The organism is Bacteroides sp. Marseille-P8574, assembly GCF_902825465.1.
GTDB classification, from domain to species: Bacteria; Bacteroidota; Bacteroidia; order Bacteroidales; family Bacteroidaceae; genus Bacteroides; species Bacteroides uniformis.
The window spans coordinates 849,346-870,694 of sequence record NZ_CADEBE010000001.1; the positions used below are offsets into that span (position 1 = coordinate 849,346).

The 21,349-nt window shown below is 47.9% G+C and carries 16 protein-coding genes; 10 read left to right on the plus strand and 6 right to left on the minus strand.

Annotation, left to right across the window (positions count from 1 at the left end):
• Positions 1-378: 378 nt before the first annotated feature.
• The 6 genes from HUX74_RS03675 to HUX74_RS03700 all read right to left on the minus strand — a co-directional run bounded on the left by HUX74_RS03675 (position 379) and on the right by HUX74_RS03700 (position 5,916).
• The gene (locus HUX74_RS03675) at positions 379-705 is read right to left on the minus strand and encodes a hypothetical protein (protein WP_174646229.1); all 327 of its coding nucleotides are present in this window, start codon (positions 703-705) and stop codon (positions 379-381) included.
• A gap of 221 nt (positions 706-926) precedes the next feature.
• Positions 927-1,907 (minus strand): hypothetical protein, encoded by a 981-nt coding sequence (locus HUX74_RS03680; protein WP_174646230.1) that lies wholly within the window; start codon positions 1,905-1,907, stop codon positions 927-929.
• Positions 1,908-2,122: 215 nt separating this feature from the next.
• Complete coding sequence (locus HUX74_RS03685) at positions 2,123-3,697, minus strand: peptide chain release factor 3 (RefSeq protein ID WP_035449555.1); 1,575 nt, start codon at positions 3,695-3,697, stop codon at positions 2,123-2,125.
• 21 nt (positions 3,698-3,718) lie between these two features.
• The gene (gene rfbD / locus HUX74_RS03690; RefSeq protein ID WP_174646231.1) at positions 3,719-4,573 is read right to left on the minus strand and encodes a dTDP-4-dehydrorhamnose reductase; all 855 of its coding nucleotides are present in this window, start codon (positions 4,571-4,573) and stop codon (positions 3,719-3,721) included.
• A 74-nt stretch (positions 4,574-4,647) separates the two neighbouring features.
• A complete protein-coding gene (locus tag HUX74_RS03695) occupies positions 4,648-5,193 on the minus strand; it encodes a DUF4924 family protein (protein ID WP_035449558.1) in 546 nt (181 codons plus the stop codon).
• A gap of 69 nt (positions 5,194-5,262) precedes the next feature.
• Positions 5,263-5,916: a LysE family translocator gene (locus tag HUX74_RS03700; protein WP_035449560.1), complete on the minus strand. Its 654-nt coding sequence runs from the start codon at positions 5,914-5,916 to the stop codon at positions 5,263-5,265.
• 140 nt (positions 5,917-6,056) lie between these two features.
• On the opposite strand from HUX74_RS03700, the gene HUX74_RS03705 reads away from it, so the two are divergent.
• From HUX74_RS03705 to HUX74_RS03750, 10 genes are all read left to right on the plus strand, one after another.
• A complete protein-coding gene (locus HUX74_RS03705; RefSeq protein WP_174646232.1) occupies positions 6,057-8,309 on the plus strand; it encodes a family 20 glycosylhydrolase in 2,253 nt (750 codons plus the stop codon).
• Positions 8,310-8,496: 187 nt separating this feature from the next.
• The gene (gene purL / locus HUX74_RS03710) at positions 8,497-12,201 is read left to right on the plus strand and encodes a phosphoribosylformylglycinamidine synthase (RefSeq protein WP_174646233.1); all 3,705 of its coding nucleotides are present in this window, start codon (positions 8,497-8,499) and stop codon (positions 12,199-12,201) included.
• Positions 12,202-12,373: 172 nt separating this feature from the next.
• Entirely contained in the window at positions 12,374-16,417 is a 4,044-nt protein-coding gene (locus HUX74_RS03715; protein WP_174646234.1) for a two-component regulator propeller domain-containing protein, read from the plus strand.
• Positions 16,418-16,673: 256 nt separating this feature from the next.
• A complete protein-coding gene (locus tag HUX74_RS03720) occupies positions 16,674-17,921 on the plus strand; it encodes a site-specific integrase (RefSeq protein ID WP_174646235.1) in 1,248 nt (415 codons plus the stop codon).
• 4 nt (positions 17,922-17,925) lie between these two features.
• Entirely contained in the window at positions 17,926-18,393 is a 468-nt protein-coding gene (locus HUX74_RS03725; protein WP_004295315.1) for a hypothetical protein, read from the plus strand.
• A 33-nt stretch (positions 18,394-18,426) separates the two neighbouring features.
• On the plus strand, positions 18,427-18,594 hold the full coding sequence (locus tag HUX74_RS03730) for a hypothetical protein (protein WP_004295314.1): 168 nt from the start codon (positions 18,427-18,429) through the stop codon (positions 18,592-18,594).
• A 5-nt stretch (positions 18,595-18,599) separates the two neighbouring features.
• Entirely contained in the window at positions 18,600-19,199 is a 600-nt protein-coding gene (locus HUX74_RS03735; RefSeq protein WP_004295313.1) for a GNAT family N-acetyltransferase, read from the plus strand.
• A 945-nt stretch (positions 19,200-20,144) separates the two neighbouring features.
• Positions 20,145-20,705 carry a sigma-70 family RNA polymerase sigma factor gene (locus tag HUX74_RS03740; protein ID WP_004295311.1) on the plus strand — a complete coding sequence of 187 codons (561 nt, stop codon included), beginning with the start codon at positions 20,145-20,147 and terminating at the stop codon, positions 20,703-20,705.
• A 31-nt stretch (positions 20,706-20,736) separates the two neighbouring features.
• A complete protein-coding gene (locus tag HUX74_RS03745) occupies positions 20,737-21,129 on the plus strand; it encodes a hypothetical protein (RefSeq protein ID WP_004295310.1) in 393 nt (130 codons plus the stop codon).
• 4 nt (positions 21,130-21,133) lie between these two features.
• On the plus strand, positions 21,134-21,313 hold the full coding sequence (locus HUX74_RS03750) for a hypothetical protein (protein ID WP_174646236.1): 180 nt from the start codon (positions 21,134-21,136) through the stop codon (positions 21,311-21,313).
• Positions 21,314-21,349 lie beyond the last annotated feature (36 nt).

Consider the following 21,349-nt stretch of genomic DNA (forward strand, 5'->3'; position numbering starts at 1 on the left):
AATAACAAGGAATAACAATATTTTTTAAGTCACCAATCAGTTTCTTATTTCATTTTGTAACAACATTTCAAATCCCAAAAGCATCCGTTTCAAGCCATCAAACCGTCACAGTCCATCCCCTCCCAGAACACCTTCTGAAGTGGGGGTAATTCAGTATACGACTAAATAGGATTCAATATAAGACTGAATGGCATTCAGTATACGACTGAATAGGGTTCAGTATAAGACCGAGGTTATATTAGTAGCAAAACAGATTGAGAACAAGGGAAATCACCGACTTTTTGTCCTAATAAATCAACACAAATTGGCTATATCCCTAAAATAATCATATAAAAATATCGGAATCAAGCAGTGTTCTTTGCCCAACGGGTAGGAAGTCTATAAGAAATTGACTATCGACCCGTTATTTGCATTACTTCCGAGGTTATTCTCTATGGTTTCTTCCATAGGAAACTGTTGCTTGTTTATGCAAAAAGAACCATTCTTCCGTTCAAAAACCAAATTATCGTCCACCCGAAGCGATTCGGACACTAATATACCACCGGCATTTTTAGAATAGGCATAGACAACTGTCCCGTTCTCAAACCTAAATGTATATTCGAACCCGACTACTCCCTCTTTCTTTACAGCATAAATAAAATTCACATAATAATCTATCTTCTTCCATTTGGGCGACAAATGGTTCTCAATATCGAATAAGGCCAAACTGAAGTTTGTTTTACCCGATCCGTTCGGTCCATATACAATACCATTTTTTATGATACCGTCTTTGATAGCGTTTTTATGAACTCATAATTAGCCGGACTTGACAAATCCCACTTGAAGATACGGAAAAGGATTTCCGTAAAGAAATTACGGGCCTAATTTATCTTAATGCCACCTAATAGTTTCATACCCTTGTCACTGTTGTCTTGCAATCCGAAATTTCAGACATGGCACACTACTGTATCCAGCGTCTCTCCATCAGCAAACAGTCCACCATCCGCCTGCATCATCCGCTTCTTCAGGCGGAATTTCTGCTGGGACACGGAAGCGGGAGACACGGCAATGAGCGTGGCAATCTGTGCATTGCTGAAATGCAAGCGGATAAGCATGCAAAGCTGGCTGTCGGCAGGCGTAAGCTGGGGAAAGCGCATGACAAGGCGTTTGGAAGCGCCCTTATATACTCTGTCAGTAAGTTTCTGCAAGTAGTCCCACTGGCTGTCCGCAAGGAATTTGGGCTGGATGCGCAACTGCTTCACCACTTCGTCTGCGTCTATCATGGCGGAAGCAAGCGCCTGCACCTGCCCGTCGAGCATCCGGACACGCTCGCCCTCTTTCCTCAACAGTTCCAGTTCGCGGGGCACGGGGTTGTCTTCATACTCCTTGAGACGGGCGCGGAGTGACTCGTTTTCCTTATCCAGACGGCTGCCATGTTCCATGAGGTTCGTCAGCGAGCTATGCACTTCTTCGCGCTCTTCGTCGGTCAGCGACATCTCCTTCAGGCATTCTTCCAGTTCCTCGCGCTCGCGTTCATTGTTGCGCAAGCGCTGTTCGTTTTCGCTCAAGGTGATAAGGTAGTTGCGGTGGTGGCGCTCTTTCTTGAACCGGACAAGGCTGAACAGCATAGCACCGGAAATGCTGAACATAATCACAGAAAACACTCCCCAGAAAAAACGTTCGTAACCACTGACCGGCTTCAGCCGCACATGCCTGCCATCGGAAAGCTCCTTTATCTGACTGTATTCACGGTGCAAACCGGAAATCAGGCGGACGGCCCGGGCACTGTCGACAGCACCGCATTGCACCAACGAGTCAGCATGAGAAAGGGCCTGTTCGTAGTTCATCAAAGTTCTACCGGCAGGTTTCGAGCAGGCTGTCAGCCCTAAAAGGAAGGTCAGCAGGAGAAAAAGGAAGGTATGTTTCATCTTGAAATTTTGTGTTTATAATAAGTAAGGTGTAAAGTCGGTAAGGAACGAGCTTACTTCAAGTGTCTTCATAATCAATGCATATTAATAGAAACAAAGGTAACACTTTCTTCCCACAATAAATAAAGAGGTACAAAGTTTTTTATTACTTTGTACCTCCTCTTTTTCTTCAACCTGCATCATTTACAGCCGTGAGTCAGCAAAAATCGTATAGCTTAGAACTCACTCGTAAAGTGGAACTTGATATGCTTGAAGTCCATCTGCGCCATCTGCAACACATATCCGCTGTCGGCCAGGAACACATCCCTACCCTCGCGGTCTTTGGCCATGTACTGGTATTTGCGCTTCTTGAAGGCTTCCAGCTCCGCCGCATCATCGCTCTCAATCCAGCAGGCCTTATACAGACTGAGCGGCTCCCAACGGCACTTCGCACTGTATTCGTTCTCCAGACGATACTGGATGACCTCGAACTGCAACTGCCCCACCGTACCGATAATCTTACGCCCGTTAAACTGGTTGACGAACAACTGAGCCACACCTTCGTCCATCAACTGGTCGATACCCTTGGCAAGCTGTTTCTGCTTCATCGGGTCGGCATTCTCAATGTACTTGAACATCTCCGGCGAGAAACTTGGAAGTCCCTTGAAGTGGAGCACCTCGCCTTCGGTCAGCGTATCGCCAATCTTGAACGTACCATTATCCGGCAGACCGATAATATCTCCCGCCCAAGCCTCATCGACAGTCGTCTTGCGCTGTGCCATGAACTGCGTAGGTGACGAGAAACGCATCGTCTTACCATGACGTACGTGCAAGTACGGGGCATTGCGTACAAACTTCCCGGAGCAGATTTTGCAGAAAGCGATACATGAACGGTGATTCGGGTCGATGTTGGCGGTTATCTTGAAGATGAATCCGGTAAATTTAGGCTCTTCCGGCTCCACCTCACGTTCTTCCGCCTTCACGGGACGGGGACTGGGAGCAATCTCCACAAAGCAATCCAGCAGTTCCTGCACACCGAAATTATTCAGTGCCGAACCGAAGAATACGGGAGCAAGCTCCCCTTTCAAATATTCCTCCTTATCAAATTCGGGGTAAACACCGTCTATCAGTTCCAATTCTCCGCGCAGCTTGTCGGCCAGCTGGGCACCAATCCGGTTGTCCAGCTCCTCGGTATGGATGTCCACTTCCACCTTCTCTGTCACCACCTGCTTGCTGGGCTGGTAGAGGTTAAGATTATGCTCGTAGATGTTGTAGACACCCTTGAAACGGACACCGCTCTCGATAGGCCACGTCAAAGGGCGCACGTGGATGTGCAGTTCCTCCTCCAGCTCGTCCAGCAGGTCGAACGGGTCTTTGGCTTCACGGTCCATCTTGTTGATGAAGATAATCACCGGCGTATTACGCATACGGCAGACCTCCATCAGCTTGCGTGTCTGCGTTTCCACACCTTTCGCACCGTCCACCACGATAATAACGCTGTCCACAGCCGTCAGCGTGCGGTAGGTATCTTCGGCAAAATCCTGGTGACCCGGAGTATCGAGGATGTTGACCTTGTAGTCATGGTAGTCAAACTCCATTACAGAAGTGGTGACGGAAATACCACGCTGTTTTTCAATATCCATCCAGTCCGACGTTGCCGTCTTCTTTATCTTATTGCTCTTTACGGCACCCGCCACCTGGATTTGTCCACCAAAAAGCAACAGCTTCTCGGTCAATGACGTCTTACCGGCATCCGGATGCGCGATAATCGCAAACGTTCTCCGTCTTTCTATTTCGTTGTTATTGGCCATATATCAATTAGTCAGTAATAATCACTCTTCCAAATTCTTCATGCAGACAGCAAGGCTCTCCTCCCAATGGGGTATATCGATGCCGAATGTCTTCTTTATCTTTGTCTTGTCCAGTACGGAATAATGCGGACGCGGCGCCTTGGCAGGGAATTCGTCCGTATGTAGTGGGTTTACTTTGCAGGTCTTTATGCCGGCCAGGCGATGGATAGCCAACGTGAAATCATACCACGAGCACACACCCTCGTTGCTGAAATGATAGATACCGGGAACAATCCCCCGGTTGACAGCCGCAAAAATGGCACGTGCCAAATCATTGGCATATGTCGGCGTACCTATCTGGTCGAAGACAACCCCCAGCGTCTCTCGCTCACGCCCCAGACGAAGCATCGTCTTCACAAAATTATTCCCGTAAATGGAATAGAGCCATGCTGTACGGATAATCATGGCACGGCTGCAATGCTTCATCACCGCCTGCTCACCTGCCAGTTTAGTAGAGCCATATACCGAATTGGGGCAAGTGGCCGCCTCTTCCGTATAAGGAGTGTGTCCGGTTCCGTCGAAAACATAATCGGTGGACACTTGTATCAAGGCAGCACCGCAAGCTTCGGCAGCGGCAGCCAGATAGCCAGGAGCGACATGGTTCAGCTTGTCGCAAAGTTCCTGATTGTCCTCCGCCTTGTCCACCGCCGTATAAGCAGCGCAATTCACAATCACATCTATCCGGTTACCCTTCACAAACCTGTGCACAGCTTGTTCGTCGCAAATGTCCAATTCCTGCACATCAGTGAAAAAATAAACATGTTGTCCGTTTTCTTTCGACAACACTCGCATTTCATTGCCAAGTTGACCGTTGGCACCGGTTATCAGAATATTCATTTAATAAAGTTACACTTATATATAGAATGTTACGATGAACAATATTTTCCTTCATAATTATCAATCATCCACTATCAATTATCCATCAACTCCAGTTCTCCCCGCTTCTCCTTGTCATAATAGTTGGCAAGCAACGAGATGAAACCACTGATGGCCTCCATAGCCTTTGCCGTGCCCTGACTGATTTCCTTCTTCTGCAAGCGTAACAGCAACACTCCATAAAGCGCCTCGAAACAAGTGTCTACCTCAGACTCCTCTTTCCGGCCGTTCTTCTGACGCAGTTCCACGATAAAAGGCAGTGCCTTGAAATAAGCCGCATTATAGAACGGATATTTCGTAGAAGCCAGCAATTCGCCATGCAGTTCCGTCAGATTCAGAATGACATTACGGTTGATTTGCAGATGCCCTTTTTCCGTTACGCCTTCCGCACGCATCATATCTGCCAGGTTTCCATACCATTCTTCCAGCGCAGGCCGTTCCTCCTCCGGATAGCGCAAGATGATGTTCTGGCGTATCCGGTCTATGTCACAGCCGTTGGCACGGAGCAAGTCCTCCACCTGCCACATATATATAAGGTATTCGGCTATATTCTTCTCTTTCAGTTGTTGCGCAATCTTCACGATAAAATGTATGATTTATAACCTTAGATTTATGACTTCATTATCAATTTATCCACTATCGATTATCCATTAATACAGCGATTCACCCATCAGCGTAAACACCAGTCCCATCACAGACACCACAATGACAATGCTCCCGATAATACGGTTCAGTATCCAGATACCTCGCAGGTTGAATTGTGTACGGACCTTATTGACAAAAAAGGTTATGCCAAACCACCAAGCCAAAGCACCCAATGCGATGGCCAGGTATCCGGTGACAGCCTCAAACACCAGCACGCCCTCACTTACAAAAGCGAAGCGGGCGAAAAGGCCTACAAAAAGGAAAATAATCAGTGGATTGGAAAGTGTAACGGCAAACGCCGTTATGAAGTTATGGAAATAGGAACCCTTATTGGTGGATACCGGCCGGATGGACTGTACCGGATTGCTGCGGAACGTATAAATGCCAAATGCCAACAGAAGAATGCTTCCGAAAAGCTGCAGGTAAAAGATGTTCTTGTTGACATAATCAAAAACGAAACTCATCCCGTAGCCCGTCAGCAAGGCATATGCAATATCGCTCAGCGAAGCTCCTATCCCCGTTACGAAACCATACCACCGTCCTTTATTCAAAGTACGCTGAATACACAATACTCCTACAGGACCCAATGGCGCGGACACAATGACGCCGATAATGAACCCCTTCCACAATATGTCAAATATGGTCTCTATCTGAATCATGGTTGCAAATATCGGACTTTTTTATGAGACGAACGAATAGTGTTAACGTTTTTTCGACGGAAAAGGATTTTAAGAAGTAAAGATTATCCATTTTACATATTATTCCGTATATTTACCTCCGAACTTAACAATACCCCCTAATGAAACGAATAAAAAAAACTCTAGCACTCGTTTCCATGACCGTCTTACTACTGACGGCATGCGAAGCTCCCAAGGAACTCGGTGTGATTCCATATCCGCAGTATGCCCAAACTACGTCAAAAACAGTCGAACTGCCATCTACGGTAACCTTCTCGACCAATCTGGCGAAATCCGACATGAATGACTTGCTGGCCTATCTGCCGGACTTTGCCATCCCCATGAAGCTTGTCGACAAGAATCCTTTTGTAACGATAAAAATAACGGACGAGACGGACAATCCAATCGCCGCCGAAGGCTACAACCTGACAGTCAGCAAACAAGGTGTAAATATTCAGGCCTCCTCCGCAGCAGGTGCCTTCTATGGACTGCAAACCTTGGCACAACTTGCCCGTAACGGGAAGGAACTGCCAGTCACGACCATCAAGGACGAACCCAGATTCCCCTACCGTGGGCTGCACCTGGATGTTTCAAGGCACTTCTTTAACACGAACTATGTCAAGAAACAAATAGACCTGGTAGCCACCTACAAAATTAACCGCCTGCATTGGCATCTGACCGACGGTGCCGGATGGCGGCTGGAGATTCCGGGCTATCCCCGCCTGACAGAATTCGCAGCCTGGAGAAAAGCCGCCAATCTGCAGGATTGGGGGAAATATGACCATCACTTCTGCGAGAAGGATGAAGAAGGAGCCTATGGAGGCTACTATACGGAAGCGGATGTACGTGAGGTTCTGGAATATGCCCGCTTGAGGCATGTCACCGTTATCCCCGAAATAGAAATGCCGGGACACTCGGGAGAAGTACTGGCAGCCTATCCACAGCTGTCCTGTACCGGCAAGCCTTATACATCCGGTGAAGTCTGTATCGGAAACGAAGAGACCTTCAAGTTCTTCGAAGATGTGCTGGATGAAGTGATACGGCTGTTCCCTTCCCGGTATATCCATATTGGAGGTGATGAAGCCAGCAGACGCCACTGGAAGGCATGCCCCAAATGCCAGAAGCGCATGAAGGAAGAAGGGCTCAAAGATGAAAGTGAGTTGCAAAGCTATATGATAGCCCGCATAGAGAAGTACCTCAACGACAAAGGGCGTGAAATCATCGGCTGGGATGAGATACTGGACGGAGGCCTGGCCCCCAACGCAACCGTCATGTCGTGGCGGGGTACGGAAGGTGGCATTGCCGCCGCCCGCATGGGGCATTACGCCATCATGACACCGGAGAGCCACTGTTATCTGGACCACTACCAGGATGACCCCGAGACACAGCCGCTGGCGTTCGGCGCCTGCGTCCCCATCGGACAGACCTACTCCTACGACCCGGCTCCCGACTCATTGGAAAGTGATATCTGCAAATACATATTAGGCGTGCAAGGCAATGTATGGGCCGAATATCTGCCCACTTACGAACATGCCGAATATATGATATACCCGCGCATCATCGCTCTGGCAGAAGTAGGATGGACTCCCATGAAGAACAAGCATCCGGAAAGTTTCAAGAGACGTATCAACAACGAAATACGCCATATCAAAGCAATAGGCTACAACCCGTTCACCTTGTCGGAACTAGTGCAGACCAGCCAGACCGTTGACTATGCCAAGAAAAGAATCATGCTGTCCCTCACCTCCGAAAAACATCCGATTGACATCCGCTACACAACGGACGGTTCCGAACCGACTGCGTCTTCCAAGTTATACAAGAAACCGTTTGCCGTAAAAGACTCCATATTGCTGACCGCACGTCTTTTCGATGGAGAAAAGCCTATCGGAAAAAGCCTTCACCTGCGCACCGACTATCACAAAGGCATAGGCAAAAAGATAACCTATGCACCGGGCGGCGGATACTATCAGCATAAAGAAGTATACAAAGGCGGCGGTGACACCGGTCTCCTCGACGGACTTCGCGGCGGTAAAAGCTACATGGACGGGCGTTGGCAGGGATTCTGCCCCAATGATTTGGATGCCACCATCGACTTGGGCGAAGTGACCGCTATACAGCGGGTCATGGCCAACTTCATGCAAATCCGTACCCCGCAGGTTTTTCTTCCAGCCAAAGTAGAAGTGTGGGCATCAGTGGACGGCAAAGAATTCTCCCTGCTGGGCAGTGATACTTGCAGCGAGGAGGATGCCGGAAAAGACGTGATTTTCAGAAATTTCGGATGGACCGGCACCCCTACTAAAGCACGGTATGTACGCTTCCACGCCATACAAGGGAAGAAACAATTCTTATTTACGGATGAAATCGTCATACAATAATATACATCCGGCTTTATAAAACAGAATAAAAAACGCATACAAGTAAAATTGCATGCGTTTTTTGTTTTCCTTTTTTTCTCCTCCCCACCGATTTTGCGTATCTTTGTCCCCAAGAAGAAAAGATGAAGATATTCAAAGAAGTAACTTCAATCGTAAAATCGTAAATCGTAAAATCGTAAATATAACTATGATTCTTTTTTTCAGAACACCATCCAAGAGTGTGATTGCCGTAGAATGTAATCATGAACTCCCCCAGGCAGACAGCGACAAACTCTGCTGGCTTTTTGGAGAAGCCACCCCCGAAAGTGAAGACAACCTGAAAGGACATTTCGTCGGCCCGCGCCGCGAGATGATTACTCCGTGGAGTACAAACGCCGTAGAAATCACCCAGAACATGGGACTGGACGGCATTATCCGCATCGAGGAGTATTTCCCCGTAAAAGATGAGAATGCAGACCATGACCCGATGCTGCAACGTATGTACAAGGGGCTGGACCAGAATGTATTTACAACCAACCGGCAACCGGAACCGATTGTACACATCGAAGACCTGGAGGAATACAATGAGAAGGAAGGGCTGGCACTTTCCAAAGAGGAAATGGACTACCTCAAGAAGGTAGAAAAAGATCTTGGGCGCCCTCTGACGGACTCCGAAGTATTCGGTTTTGCGCAAATCAACTCCGAGCACTGCCGTCACAAAATCTTCGGCGGGACATTCATCATCGATGGAGTAGAACAGGAATCTTCACTCTTCCAAATGATAAAGAAGACCACACAAGAGAATCCCAATAAGATTATCTCTGCCTACAAAGACAATGTGGCCTTTGCCGAAGGTCCGGTTATCGAACAGTTTGCTCCGGCAGACCACTCCAAGCCCGACTATTTCCAAGTAAAAGACATCAAGAGTGTCATCTCCCTGAAAGCGGAAACACATAACTTTCCCACTACCGTAGAACCGTTCAACGGTGCATCTACCGGTACGGGCGGTGAAATCCGCGACCGTATGGGCGGCGGTAAGGGCTCTTGGCCGATTGCCGGAACAGCCGTCTATATGACCTCCTACCCCCGTACGGAAGAAGGACGTCCTTGGGAAGAGATTCTGCCGGTACGCAAATGGCTGTATCAGACTCCCGAACAAATACTGATCAAGGCCTCCAATGGTGCCAGTGATTTCGGAAACAAATTCGGTCAACCGCTAATCTGCGGTTCCGTGCTCACTTTCGAACATAAGGAAAATGATGAAGTCTATGGTTACGACAAAGTGATTATGCTTGCTGGAGGCGTAGGCTACGGTACCCAACGCGACTGTTTGAAAGGTACACCGGAAGCCGGAAACAAAGTGGTTGTTATCGGTGGAGACAATTACCGCATCGGTCTGGGCGGCGGCTCCGTATCTTCCGTAGATACCGGACGCTACAGCAGTGGCATCGAGCTGAATGCCGTGCAACGCGCCAACGCCGAAATGCAAAAACGTGCCTACAACGTGGTACGCGCACTTTGTGAGGAAGAGACCAATCCGGTTGTCTCCATCCACGACCACGGCTCTGCCGGACATGTTAACTGTCTGTCTGAATTGGTAGAGGAATGCGGCGGCCTGATTGACATGAGCAAGTTACCCATCGGTGACACCACGCTGTCTGCCAAGGAAATCATAGCCAACGAAAGCCAGGAACGCATGGGCTTGCTGATTCAGGAAGAGGCCATCGAACATGTACGCAAGGTAGCCGAACGCGAACGCGCTCCGATGTACGTAGTAGGTGAAACCACCGGTGACCATCGCTTTGCCTTCCAGCAAGCTGACGGTGTACGTCCGTTCGACCTCGCCGTAGAACAGATGTTCGGCTCTTCCCCCAAGACCTATATGGTGGACAAGACCGTGGAACGTCATTACAAAATGCCCCAATACGAACTTTCCCAACTACATGAATACCTCACCAATGTGCTCCAACTGGAAGCTGTGGCTTGTAAAGACTGGTTGACAAACAAGGTAGACCGTTCTGTAACAGGCAAGATTGCTCGCCAGCAGTGCCAGGGTGAATTGCAGTTGCCTCTGAGCGATTGTGGTGTGGTAGCTTTGGACTATCGCGGCGAAAAGGGTATCGCAACCTCTCTGGGCCATGCTCCCCAGGCGGCACTTGCCGACCCGGCAGCCGGCTCCGTTCTTTCCGTCAGCGAAGCCTTGACCAACTTGGTTTGGGCACCGCTTGCCGAAGGTCTGGACAGCGTTTCCCTTTCTGCCAACTGGATGTGGCCTTGTCGTTCGCAAGAAGGTGAAGATGCCCGTCTGTACACGGCAGTAAAGGCATTGAGCGACTTCTGCTGTTCCCTGCAAATCAATGTACCGACTGGTAAAGACTCTCTTTCCATGACACAGAAATACCCCGACGGCAGCAAAGTCATTTCTCCGGGCACGGTAATTGTTTCTGCCGGTGGAGAAGTTTCCGATGTCAAGAAGGTCGTTTCTCCAGTGCTGGTCAACAATGAAAAAACTACCATTTATCATATAGACTTCAGTTTCGACAACCTGAAACTCGGTGGTTCCGCCTTCGCCCAAACCCTGGGCAAAGTGGGTGACGAAGTTCCCAGCGTGCAGGATGCCGAATACTTCCGCGATGCTTTCCTTGCCGTGCAGGAGCTGGTCAACAAGGGACTGATTCTTGCCGGACATGATATTTCTGCCGGTGGCCTTATCACTACACTGCTTGAAATGTGCTTTGCCAATGTGGAGGGCGGTATGGAAATCAACCTGGATAAAATCAAGGAGCAAGACCTTATCAAGATTCTGTTTGCAGAGAATCCGGGTATCGTTATTCAGGTGAGTGACAAGCATAAGGAAACAGTAAAGCAAATCCTGGAAGATGCAGGCGTAGGTTATGTGAAACTCGGTAAACCGACAGACGAACGCCATATTCTTGTATCAAAAGGCGATGCTACTTATCAGTTCGGCATCGACTATATGCGTGATGTATGGTACTCCACTTCTTATCTCCTTGATCGTAAACAGTCCATGAACGGCTGTGCCAAGAAGCGTTTCGAGAACTACAAGATGCAACCGGTGGAATTCGCCTTCATGCCGGACTTCAAAGGCAAGTTCTCACAATACGGCATTACCCCGGACCGCCGCACACCTTCCGGTATACGCGCTGCAATCATCCGTGAAAAAGGGACTAACGGCGAACGCGAAATGGCCTACTCGCTCTATTTGGCAGGCTTCGATGTGAAAGATGTTACAATGACCGACCTTATCAGCGGCCGCGAGACGCTGGAAGATGTAAACATGATTGTTTACTGCGGTGGTTTCTCCAATTCCGACGTGCTTGGTTCTGCTAAGGGTTGGGCCGGTGCCTTCCTTTTCAATCCGAAAGCCAAAGAAGCGCTCGATAAGTACTATGCACGCAAGGATACGCTTTCGCTAGGCGTCTGCAACGGTTGCCAGCTTATGATGGAACTCAACCTTATCAATCCCGAGCTTGAAAAGAAAGGCAAGATGTTGCACAACGATTCCCACAAATTCGAATCCAGATACCTCGGTGTTACCGTTCCCACTAACCGCAGTGTAATGCTCGGGTCTTTGAGCGGCAGTAAACTGGGTATCTGGGTGGCCCACGGCGAAGGCAAATTCTCTTTGCCGTACGATGAGGACAAATACAACGTTGTGCTGAAATACTCATACGACGAATACCCTGCCAACCCCAACGGTTCGAATTATTCCATAGCCGGATTGGCAAGTGCCGACGGACGTCATCTGGCCATGATGCCCCACTTGGAACGTGCTATCTTCCCCTGGCAAAATGGTTGCTACCCCGCAGACCGCGTAAACAGCGACCAAATCACTCCTTGGATAGAAGCGTTTGTCAATGCACGCAAGTGGGTGGAAGCCAATAAAAAATAAACAGAACTTCCTTCTTAATAGAAATGTGACAAGCGCGGGTTGACAAATAAATCCGCGCTTGTTCATTTTTTCCATTCTTTGCCTTCCTTTTGCTTTTCTCGAACAAAAGCACTACTTTTGTGTTTATTTTCAACTCTCCCTCAGTACAACATTCAAAAACCGTTCGACAATTATGAAAAAGTACTTCTTTTTCTACATACTACTATTATTGCCAATTATAGGCATTGCGCAAACATACAAGTACATCGATGTGGAAGACGGTTTGAGCAACAGACGGGTATATGCCATTCAAAAGGGCCCCAAAGGTTACATGTGGTTTCTCACCCACGACGGCATCGACCGATATAGCGGAAAAGATTTCAAGTCTTACAAACTGATGGACGGAGATGAAGAAGTAAATTCCATGATGAATCTGAACTGGCTCTATGTGGATCCTAAAGGAACCATATGGGAAATAGGCAAAAAAGGACGTGTGTTCCGCTACGACACAAGACACGACCGTTTTGTCTTAGTATACAAGCTACCCGAAAATGAAGTAAAAGGACGTCCTACTCCCATCAGCTATGGTTTTGTGGATGCCAACAGCGTAATATGGCTTTGCAATGAAGATGCCCTATATCTGTACGACAGTAATACTCAAAAAGTGACCTTCATTCAAAATGAAATAAAAGAACGAATCACGGACATCGTACAGATTGACTCAACTCATTTCTTTATCGGAACCGACATCGGCATACATTATGCCGAATTGGAAAACAATGTACTCACCTTGAGTCCCTGCGACCAATTGGATACCTTAAAGGTACAAATCAACGAATTATACTATCACAAACCGTCCCGTAAGGTTTTTATCGGTACTTTTCAACGAGGAATATTTGTCTATGACTTGAACAAACATAAAGTCATGCATATACCGTCCGGCCTGATGGATGTCAGCATCAACTGCATCCGTGCCTACACTGACAATGAAATTCTCATTGCAACAGACGGAGCCGGCATCTACAAAATGAACGCTGCTACTTATGAGTCCGTACCATACATTGTTGCCGACTACAACCGGCACAACTCTATGAACGGGAATACCATCAACGACATCTACATTGACAGCGAACAACGCATCTGGATAGCCAATTATCCCATCGGTATCACCGTACGCGACAACCGATATGCCGATTACCAATGGATAAAACACTCTATCGGTAATAAACAGTCACTCATCAATGACCAAGTAAATGCCATCATCGAAGATCATGACGGAGATTTATGGTTTGCCACCAACAACGGCATCAGCCTTTATAATAGTAAAACAAACCAATGGCATTCTTTTCTCAGTACCTTCGATCCTGCAAGCCACAGTAAAAACCACACCTTTATCTCACTATGCGAGGTTGAGCCTGGTATCATCTGGGCCGGAGGTTACAGTTCAGGCATCTATCAGATAAACAAGAAGCAACAGTCCGTAGATTTCTTCACTCCATCCTTATTCAGCAACCTCAATATCCGGCCGGACAAGTATATCCGTTCTATCATGAAAGACTCTTCAGGAAACATCTGGTCCGGAGGGTATTATAACTTGAAGGAAATAGACTATTCCAGCAAAAGCATACGGCATTTCCCCGGTCTGAACGGCATTACCGCCATTATAGAAAAAGACTCCACACATATGTGGATAGGCACTGCAACCGGCCTATACTTATTAGAAAAAGCAACCGGCAAGTACACCTATATCCGAATGCCAGTAGAATCATACTATATCTACTCTCTATGCCAGACCTCTGACGGAATGTTGTACATCGGTACCAACAATGCCGGTTTACTGGTATATGATACGGCCAAAAATACATTCAGACACTATCATAGAGACAACTGTGCCTTGATTTCCAATAATATCTATACACTATTGTCTGATGGAAAAGGAAATATCTTTCTGAGTACAGAACACGGTCTGTCCACCTTCTATCCTGCCGAAGAGACATTCCATAACTGGACCAAAGAACAAGGACTGAAGTCAGATCATTTCAATGCAGCTTCAGGCACCTTAAGAGGAAACGGCAATTTCATTTTCGGCAGTACGGACGGAGCCATAGAGTTCGATAAGGACATGGTCCTGCCACGTGACTATAAATTCAAAATGGTATTCAGCGACCTGCGGGTTTTCTATCAGACCGTTTATCCCAAAGATGAAGGTTCCCCACTTATTCAGGATATAGACGAGACAGAAACCTTGCGTTTGAAGTACAACCAGAACATCTTCTCATTGCAAGTTTCCGATATAAACTATGACTACCCTTCCCTGATTCTGTACTCTTGGAAGCTGGAAGGATTCTATGAGGGCTGGAGCCGCCCGGGACAGGAAAATGTCATTCGTTTTACCAATCTGAGTCCGGGTAACTATACCCTCCGCGTACGTGCCATCCCCAACGAAGACCGCCGTATTGTCCTGGAGGAACGTAGTATGAACATCACTATCGAACAACCCATCTGGCTCAGTTTTTGGGCATTAATACTCTATGCAGTGATTATCATATCCATTGCAAGCATCGCCCTGCGAATCATAGCCTTGAGAAAACAGCGGAAAGAATCCGACGAGAAAATACGCTTTTTCGTCAACACGGCACATGATATACGTACTCCACTGACGCTCATCAAAGCACCCTTGGAAGAAATCACCGAACGCGAACAACTGACTTCCAGCGGACAGAGCAACATCAACACAGCTCTGCGAAACGTAAATGCCTTGTTGCGCCTGACCACCAATCTTATTAATTTCGAACGAGCAGACACCTATTCCGGAAGTCTATACGTATCCGAATACGAACTGAGCACATATATGGAGGAGACAATCGATGCATTCCGTCCATACGCAAACATAAAACACATCAACCTGACCTACGAAAGCAGTTTCCGTTATCTGAACGTATGGTTGGACAAGGACAAGATGGATTCCATTTTGAAGAATATCATATCCAACGCATTGAAATATACACCGGACGGCGGCAATGTACATGTCTTTACTTCCGAGACGGAAGATACCTGGAGTATTGAGGTGAAAGATACCGGTATCGGAATTCCGGCCTCGGAACAAAAAAAGCTGTTCAAGATGCATTTCCGCGGCAGCAATGCTATCAATTCCAAAGTTACCGGCAGCGGCATCGGACTACTCTTGGTTGGGAAACTTGTACGCTTACATAAAGGAAAGCTCAACTTCAGCAGTATGGAAGGAAAAGGCTCTTGCATCAAAATCACGTTCCCCAAAGGGAACAAGCATTTCCGCAAGGCAATCCAACGCCCTCAACCCCAAAACGAACGGATTGTTTATTCGGCTTCCGGAGTGCCCATCAATGCCTCCGCCACACCGTCCCCTGCTTCCAGCGGCATCTACGACAAGACGCAGCAACAGTCGCAAAACAACAGTAGCCACCAGAAAATTCTTATTGTAGAGGACAATGACGAATTAAGGGAATATCTGCGCAGAACATTGTCTGAACAGTACAACATACAAGTATGCTCCAATGGAAAAGAGGCACTGATCATTGTCAAGGAGTATATGCCTAACCTAGTCATTTCAGACATCATGATGCCGGAAATGAGAGGAGACGAGTTGTGCCATATCCTGAAGAACGACATCGAGACATCACATATCCCCATCATCCTGCTCACAGCACTGAATACCGACAAGAATATCATCGAGGGACTGCAAAGCGGAGCAGATGAATATATTGTGAAACCCTTCAATATCGGTATATTGCGGGCAAACATTGCCAACTTACTGACTAACCGGACACTGTTGCGCCACAAATATGCCAGCCTGGACCTGAACGACGAGAAAAACAATACGGATTGCATCAACTGCTCCAACGACTTGGACTGGAAATTCATTGCAACCGTCAAAAAGAGTGTCGAAGACAATATGGACAACCCAAGCTTCAACGTCGACGTGCTCTGCAACCTGCTGAATATGAGTAGAACCAGCTTCTACAACAAGATAAAGGCACTGACCGACCAAGCTCCGGCTGACTACATCCGGCTGATTCGACTGAAACATGCCGCCCAACTTCTGAAAGAACAAAAGCATACCATCACCGAGATTTCAGAGCTGACCGGTTTCAGTGATGCGAAATATTTCCGTGAAGTATTCAAGAAACATTTCGATATGAGCCCAAGCCAATATGCCAAGAGAGGGAAAGAAGGGAAAGATGATAAAGAAATAAAGTAAACGCAGAAAGAAAAAGCAAGGTTGATGATAATACAGCAAAAATGCAGTCTATTAAGTGGTTAGGTGTTTAACTCATAATACTGCATAAGCTGAAAAAGGAGGTCCGATAAAAGCTGCGAAAGACTTCAGTTCCCATATCGTTACTGATATAACAGGAACAAGAAACGGCACAACAGATTCTATTTCAGTAATTTGCACAGTTTTTCATACCTGAGGACAACTCGCTTGATATTAACTTTGTAACGATCAAAAAAGTATGAAAACGAGTATGAGCAGATCGACCTTCAAAATCCTCTTCTACGTGAAGAAGGGCAGCGAGAGAGCCAACGGCTATCTCCCCCGGATGTGCCGTCTTACGGTAGACGGCGAAATCAAGCAGTTCAGCTGCAAGCTGGACGTGCCCCCGAAACTTTGGGACGTGAAAACGGCACGTGCCACGGGCAAGAGCGCCGAGGCGCAGAAAATCAATGCGGCGGTTGACCGGATACGCGTGGACGTGAACCGCCGTTACCAGGAACTGATGCAGTCCGACGGCTATGTCACCGCCGCCAGGCTGAGGGACGCCTGCCTCGGGCTGGGCGTGAAACGCGAGACGCTGCTGAAGCTCTTCGAGCAGCACAACGAGGAGTTCATCAAGAAAGTGGGACACAGCCGCGTGCAGGGAACATACAACCGCTACCGTACAATAAACAGGCACCTTTGCGAGTACGTCCCGAAAATATACCGCCGTGACGACATCCCCCTGAAGGAACTCAACCTGACCTTCATCAACAACTTCGAGTATTTCCTGCGTACGGAGAAGAAATGCCGCCCCAATACCGTATGGGGTTACATGATCGGGCTCAAGCACGTCATCTCCATCGCCCGCAACAGCGGTGCGCTTCCCTTCAACCCCTTCGCCGGGTACATCAATTCCCCCGAGAGCGTTGACCGAGGCTACCTGACGGAGCGTGAGATACAGACGTTGATGGAGACCCCGGTGAAAAGCGGGACCTGCGAACTGGTACGCGACCTCTTCATCTTCTCTGTGTTCACCGGACTGGCATACGCGGACGTGAAGGCACTGACGACCGACCGGCTCCAGACCTTCTTCGACGGCAACCTCTGGATCATCACCCGCCGTCGCAAGACAAACACCGAGTCCAACATCCGCCTGCTGGACGTGCCCAAGCGCATCATAGAGAAGTATAAGGGACTGTCCAAGGACGGTCATGTATTTCCGGTACCGAGCAACGGCAGATGCAACACCATATTGAAGGAACTTGGCAGGCAGTGCGGTTTCAAGATACGGCTGACCTATCATGTGGCCCGGCATACGAACGCCACCACCGTGCTGCTCTCGCACGGTGTACCCATCGAGACCGTAAGCCGTCTTTTGGGGCATACGGATTTGAAAACCACCCAGATATATGCCCGGATAACCAACCAGAAGATCAGCAGCGACATGGAAATCCTGTCCCATAAGCTGGAAAAGATGGAGAAGGAAATATGCGATGCCATCTGAGGAAATGGTATTTATGAAACGGATGATTTTCCCCTTCCTCATCAAAGTTCGTCCGTCCCTGCGGGACTCCGCGTTTTCCCTTCGGTTTCCGGCAGAAAATTTCCGTACGGCGAAATTTTCTGCCGGAAAAACGCTCCGAAAGCGCAGGGACGGACGTAAGAGGGATTCAGAAGGCGAAAACTGCGACCGACGTAGTGCATGTGCGACAAGGAAAAGAACTGTCCGGGAGCCCCTTTTCATGCCGTACCCCGGCATGAAACCACTTTTCTCTCCGGCTGTGGTGAAGGCTCTCCTGCTCCCTCTGCATTGCATATGCGGGTTGTTTTGCCCATATCCACGTCCGCCGGTATTGCCTGCCCTTTCCTTGAGAAAAACGGCTTACCGCAACGGGTGGCGTGACACAGACTTTTCCGGATATGGAGGAACATTCCGGAAAAAAGAGTGGAAGACGGGCTATTATTTGGCTGTATAACAACAAAGTTGTATTTTTGCAAAAAATAATATTATGGCTATAACTATCAAGAACATTCCGGTTTTGGAGGGCGTTACGGCGGAAGATTTCGTACGCAGTGCAGACAAGAACGCCGCAAAGGTAACACCCCGGTTATCAGTGGAGGCAAAGAAACGGTTGCGAAAAGTATTGGAGAAATCCCGTTCATTCCGGTTCAATTAACAGCAATGGACGGTATTTCTTTATATGATGATTGTGTCATGCTTGCCTATAACAAGGAAGTACGGAGGAATTGCCTTCCTTTCACTTGTGGCGAGAATGACCTTGATGATTTTTTTCTCAATGATGCCGATCTGTATGCGGATGAACTCCTTGGGAAAACATATTGTTGGGTGACGACTGAAATCCCGCATCGTATTGTGGCCTTGTTTACCTTGTCCAATGACAGTATCAAGACCAGATTAATATCCCCCAATGATAAAAACAGGCTGCAACGCAATATTGTAAATCCTAAACGTGGACGCAGCTATCCGGCCGTGCTGATAGGAAGACTGGGGGTCAACCTGGAATATCAGGGTACATCAAGCCACGTAGGACGGCAACTGATGGCTTTCATAAAAGACTGGTTCCGTCATGAGGACAACAAGACAGGATGCCGTTTTATCGTGGTGGATGCATACAATGAGGAAAAGATTCTCAGGTATTATGAAAGAAACGGTTTCGTTCCACTCTATAAAACAGACGTGATAGAAAAGCAATATTATGATATTCCGCAAGATGAACCTTTGAAAACCCGTTTGCTGTATTTTGATTTGAAAAAGGACTGACATAATAATATATCAGTAAAATCCTTTAGGGTGACAACGGGTTCCAAAGACAGGCTGTCGCTACGATTACCTGCCATATGGCACCGGCCGTTTTCTTGATGGCGGGCGGTGGATTTCATGGGAAGCCAATCCGGAATGACAAGTAATGCCGCACCTGTGGCATAATAGAGCATTATTTTGAAGGCGGAGACTTTGTCCGGTTCTTCTTTTTCCAAGGTTTTCCGTCGGATGTCTTCAAGTTTTCCACACTTGTTTTAGAATAGTCCGCATTATCAGCAGATTGCGAGTTTCAGTCTGCCGTTCCGATTCTCTTTATTGCATCGTAGCATGTCGTTGATATATTCCAAATACTTATCCATGAATAGGCGACTTATAATTTTGTCTCAGGCAAATATCGAGACACACTCCCGAATGAGGTCTTCCATGATTTTAAAAGACTCCGTATTTCGGAAGGAACAACGTACACATACAATTTCTCCGGAACGGCCGACTTTCCTGTCACTTCCCTGTAATCCTCCCCAAAATCAACACCGCCGTATAAACTGCATGAAAGCCCGGGCACGCTTCCTGTTTCCAATCCCATATCTGCTCCTTCCGCAACATCACGTATTGCCGTTCTCATTTCATATCCTTGAATATTTCTCCAAACATACCAAAGACAGAAAAGCTGCATGGAATCTAAATTCTCACCGGACAGACAATAGATAGAAGGAAGGAATCCATCATCCTCATTTCTTGCGGCAAAAATAGTTGTTTTTCAGGCCGGTCCCGCAAGGCGGCCCTTCGGGCTGGTTGCACGTGAAAAAATCTTCCTCACGCTTCGCGTGAGCGTATTTTTTCACGGCAAGCCTTGCCGGAGACCGCCGAAAAACAAACTGGAGGAAGCACAAGAAATAAGAATGCCTACCCGTGTAGGCCATGTATAACTCAAAAAAATATAAAGCTATGGCAGACAAGAGCGCAGAAAAGGAAAGACTGTTCAACGAGTGGTTCACTGCATCCTATGACAGGTTGAGAGGGACGTTACGCCGGTACGGAATGCTGGACGAGGACAATTTCCATGACACCTACCTTTTTGTAAGAAGGCAGGTGCTGGTTCCCGGAAAGGACATAACGGACTATGACGCGTATTTCATCGGATGCTACAAAAAGGCGGCCCTGGTAAAGATTAAAAGGGAGAATCGGTATGCACACCCTGAAGATGATTTCTTCCTCCGATGTGGCGAAGAGGCAAAATTCCTTTCCGAGGACGACCTGAACGGGTGCGAGCGGCTGGTAAGAGACATACTGCGTTTCGTAAGGCAGAAGTTCTCCTACGAGGAGTACCGGATGTTCATGCTCAGGTTCTATGAGGCGCAGTTCTCGTTCAAGGCACTGGCGGAATGCATGGGTATCTCGGCATCGGCCATATCGCAGAAAGTATGCAGGATAGTGGACGCGGTACGTACCCACAGCGGTTTCGCATGGAGAAGTCAGATGCTGGCGGTGGAAAGCTTCATGTATTGAAAAAATTGTTTAACGGAAAAGTAAGAAAGTTATGGCACTGATAGTATACAACAGGGAAAACTCCCGTCCGCAGGAAGTCACATACAAGGGAAAGCGGACCATCAACCTTGACAGCAGGGGGACCGTCTATCTGTCAAAGACGATGTCAATCGAATTGGGAATCCTCGGTGGCGGACGGGTGAACTTCGCCCACGACGACGAGACGGATGACTGGTACATCTGCCGGGCCGATGACAGCGAGGGGTTCATTGTCTGGAAGGATAAAAGATGCGCAAGGTTCTCGGCGGGGTTTATCGTGCAGAGACTCATGCGGCAGGCGAAGGTGGAGAGGAAGAGCGTGCAGTTCATGATGGCGAGGATGCCGGTAGAGATTGGCGGAGTGGCCTATTACAAGATACTGCTCTCGAATCCGATACTCAGATAGAGGCATGGGCCGGAGGAGTCCGGCTGTATATGACATGACGGAGACAGGTGCATCCGACGGGACAGGAGCCCGGAGGATGTGCCTGTTTTTATGCGCCACCATGTTTACACACGGACATGCGGTTGTCACCGGCCGGCATAAGGTCACTCCGAAAAGACCGGGAAACGGCATTGCCGGAGGATAATGATACCAGTACGGAATGTGCCGCCATTACGGAAAC